The sequence below is a fragment of the Paraburkholderia sp. genome, assembly GCF_034668105.1.
In the GTDB taxonomy this organism is placed as follows: Bacteria; Pseudomonadota; Gammaproteobacteria; order Burkholderiales; family Burkholderiaceae; genus Paraburkholderia.
Genome location: NZ_JAXDPY010000336.1, coordinates 1 through 2,825, shown reverse-complemented (window position 1 = coordinate 2,825; position 2,825 = coordinate 1). Strand labels below are relative to the sequence as shown.

Sequence of the window (2,825 nt, the reverse complement as noted above, 5' to 3'; positions counted from 1 at the left end):
CCCTTGAACACGATGTCGCGCTGACGGAACGCGAGCTTCTCGCCGGCCGCGATACGGATCTGTTCCTGCACGATGTCGACACCGGTGATCAGCTCGGTCACCGGATGCTCGACCTGCACGCGCGTGTTCATTTCGATGAAGTAGAACTCGCCGTTTTCGTACAGGAACTCGAACGTACCCGCGCCAAGATAGCCCATCTTCTTGCAGGCGTCCGCGCAGCGATCGCCGATGCGGTCGATCAGGCGGCGCGCGATGCCCGGCGCCGGCGCTTCCTCTATCACTTTCTGGTGACGGCGCTGCATCGAGCAATCGCGCTCGCCGAGCCAGACTGCGTTCTTGAACGAGTCGGCCAGGATCTGGATTTCGATGTGCCGCGGGTTCTCCAGGAACTTCTCCATGTAGACCTGCGGATTGCCGAAGGCGCGGCCGGCTTCTTCGCGCGTCATGTTGACCGCGTTGACCAGCGCCGCTTCCGTGTGGACCACACGCATGCCGCGGCCACCGCCGCCGCCGGCGGCCTTGATGATCACAGGGTAGCCGACCTGGCGGGCAATTTTCACGATCTCTTTCGGATCTTCCGGCAATGCGCCTTCAGATCCCGGCACGCACGGCACGCCGGTCTTGATCATGGTTTGCTTGGCGGTCACCTTGTCGCCCATCATCCGGATGGTTTCCGGGCGCGGGCCGATGAAGGTGAAGCCGGACTGCTCGACGCGCTCGGCGAAGTCGGCGTTTTCCGACAGGAAGCCGTAGCCCGGGTGGATCGCTTCGGCGTCCGTCACTTCTGCCGCGCTGATCAGCGCCGGCATGTTCAGGTAGCTCAGATTCGAAGGTGCCGGGCCGATACAGACCGCCTCGTCGGCGAGCTTCACGTACTTGGCTTCCTTGTCGGCTTCCGAATAGACGACGACGGTCTTGACGCCGAGTTCGCGGCAGGCGCGCTGGATACGAAGCGCGATCTCGCCACGATTGGCAATGAGGATTTTTTCAAACATAGCGGGTTTTCGACTCATCAATAGGCGCCCGGTTGATTACAACTCAGGCTGCCTCAGAGGATCGGTCGCGCGCCTCGGCAGGGCAGGCGCGCGGGCGGCAGGCGCAACGCGTGCCGCGTTAGCCGACCACGAACAACGGTTGGCCGTACTCGACCGCCTGGCCGTTTTCGACGAGGATTTCCTTCACCACGCCGGATTTGTCCGATTCGATTTCGTTGAGCAGCTTCATTGCTTCGATGATGCAGATCGTCTGGCCTTCCTTGACCGTGTCGCCCACCTGGACGAACGGGTCCGCACCCGGCGACGGCGCGCGGTAGAACGTGCCGACCATTGGCGAGGTCACCACGTGGCCTTGCGGCGCAGCGGCGGCCGGGGTAGCCGGTGCGGCTGCCGCGGCGGCCGGGGCTTCACCGCCTGGGAGAGGAGCCGGCTGGGCGTACTGCGGCGCATAGGAAGCGGACGGCTGCACGTAAACCGGCGGCGCATTCTTGACGATGCGGACCTTGCCTTCGCCTTCGGTCACTTCGAGTTCGGAAATACCGGACTCCGAGACGAGGTCGATCAGAGTTTTCAGTTTACGTAGATCCATCAGGAAGCCCCTTTCAATGCGTAAAGTGCCGGCGCGTGCAATCGCAGTACCCGGCTCAAATTGGACGTGTTTGGAATCAGCCGCGCGACGAACCGGCGGCAAGCCGGTCGAGCGCGAATTCGAGTGCGTATACGTACCCCTTCCAGCCGAGGCCGCAAATCACGCCCTCCGCCTGGTCGGAGAAATACGAGTGATGCCGGAACGGTTCGCGGCGATGTACGTTCGACAGATGAATCTCGACGAACGGGATGCCGACCCCCGCCAGTGCATCCCGAATGGCAACGCTGGTATGCGTGTACGCGGCGGGATTGATCAGTATGAAATCGGTGTGTTCAGTCCGGGCGGATTGGATGCGATCGACCAGCGCGCCTTCATGATTGCTCTGGAACGACGCGAGTTCGACACCTGCGTCCGCGGCGCGGTCCGCCAATGCCTGATCGATCTGCGGCAACGTCACCCGACCGTAGACCTCGGGTTCCCGGGTGCCGAGAAGATTGAGGTTCGGGCCGTGCAGTACCAGCAATCGCGTCATGGTCGCTTCTTTTTCCGTGGAATTGGCCGCACTTTAGCGCTGATTAGAGAAACTTGTCTAGTTTCCTGCGCGTTCGGAACGGGCGCGGCGGCTTTTTGCCGCTGCTCCGGGCCCCCATCTTCTCTCAAATTTCGGCGATTTGCGCGTAATTTCGCGCGTTTTGCCCCTATCTGATCGTCAACCGAATGTGAAATCTAGAGCGCGTCGAGCGTCTGTTTCAGCGCTTGCGGGTCGATTTGCCCTAATTTTGTCGAGCGGATGTTGCCTTTTGCGTCGATGACAACGGTAAAGGGCAAGCCGCCGGCGTTATTGCCGAACGCGCGCGCCAGGTCGGCGCCGCCGAATCCGGTCACATAGACCGGGTAGGCCACGTTCACTTTTTGCAGGAACGCTTGCACATTTTTGTCCGAATCAACGCCAAGCCCTACGAATTGGATGCCTTTCTTCGCATAGTCGCGCTGAAGTTGAGAAAGCGCGGGCATTTCTTCGACGCAAGGTCCGCACCATGACGCCCAGAAGTTAACGACGATTGGATGGCCTTTAAGCAAACTTAGCGTTTGCGGCTTGCCGTCGACGCTGGTTACCGGCGCGGCCCACAACTGTTGAACTGCGCTTTGGGTTGAAGCGGGCTGCGCCGCATGGGCCACTTCGGCGTCGCCATTCAGCCAGTGATTGGCCAGTACTCCGCCGCCCGTAGCGGCGATCGCGA

4 protein-coding genes are annotated in these 2,825 nt (G+C 61.4%); all 4 read right to left on the bottom strand.

What is annotated here, in order from left to right; genetic code table 11:
• On the bottom strand, positions 1-995 hold a 995-nt coding region (locus QOC89_RS15385; RefSeq protein WP_323045792.1), incomplete at its 3' end, for a biotin carboxylase N-terminal domain-containing protein.
• 118 nt (positions 996-1,113) lie between these two features.
• The gene (gene accB, locus QOC89_RS15380; RefSeq protein ID WP_323045791.1) at positions 1,114-1,584 is read right to left on the bottom strand and encodes an acetyl-CoA carboxylase biotin carboxyl carrier protein; all 471 of its coding nucleotides are present in this window, start codon (positions 1,582-1,584) and stop codon (positions 1,114-1,116) included.
• A 76-nt stretch (positions 1,585-1,660) separates the two neighbouring features.
• Positions 1,661-2,116 (bottom strand): type II 3-dehydroquinate dehydratase, encoded by a 456-nt coding sequence (gene aroQ / locus QOC89_RS15375; protein WP_323045790.1) that lies wholly within the window; start codon positions 2,114-2,116, stop codon positions 1,661-1,663.
• A gap of 194 nt (positions 2,117-2,310) precedes the next feature.
• The coding region (locus QOC89_RS15370) for a TlpA disulfide reductase family protein (RefSeq protein WP_323045789.1) at positions 2,311-2,825 on the bottom strand (515 nt) is incomplete at its 5' end.

Bases quoted from the DNA above. Each gene is read 5' to 3' on its own strand.
- accB (WP_323045791.1), bottom strand. From the start codon at position 1,584: ATGGATCTACGTAAACTGAAAACTCTGATCGACCTCGTCTCGGAGTCC.
- aroQ (WP_323045790.1), bottom strand. From the start codon at position 2,116: ATGACGCGATTGCTGGTACTGCACGGCCCGAACCTCAATCTTCTCGGC.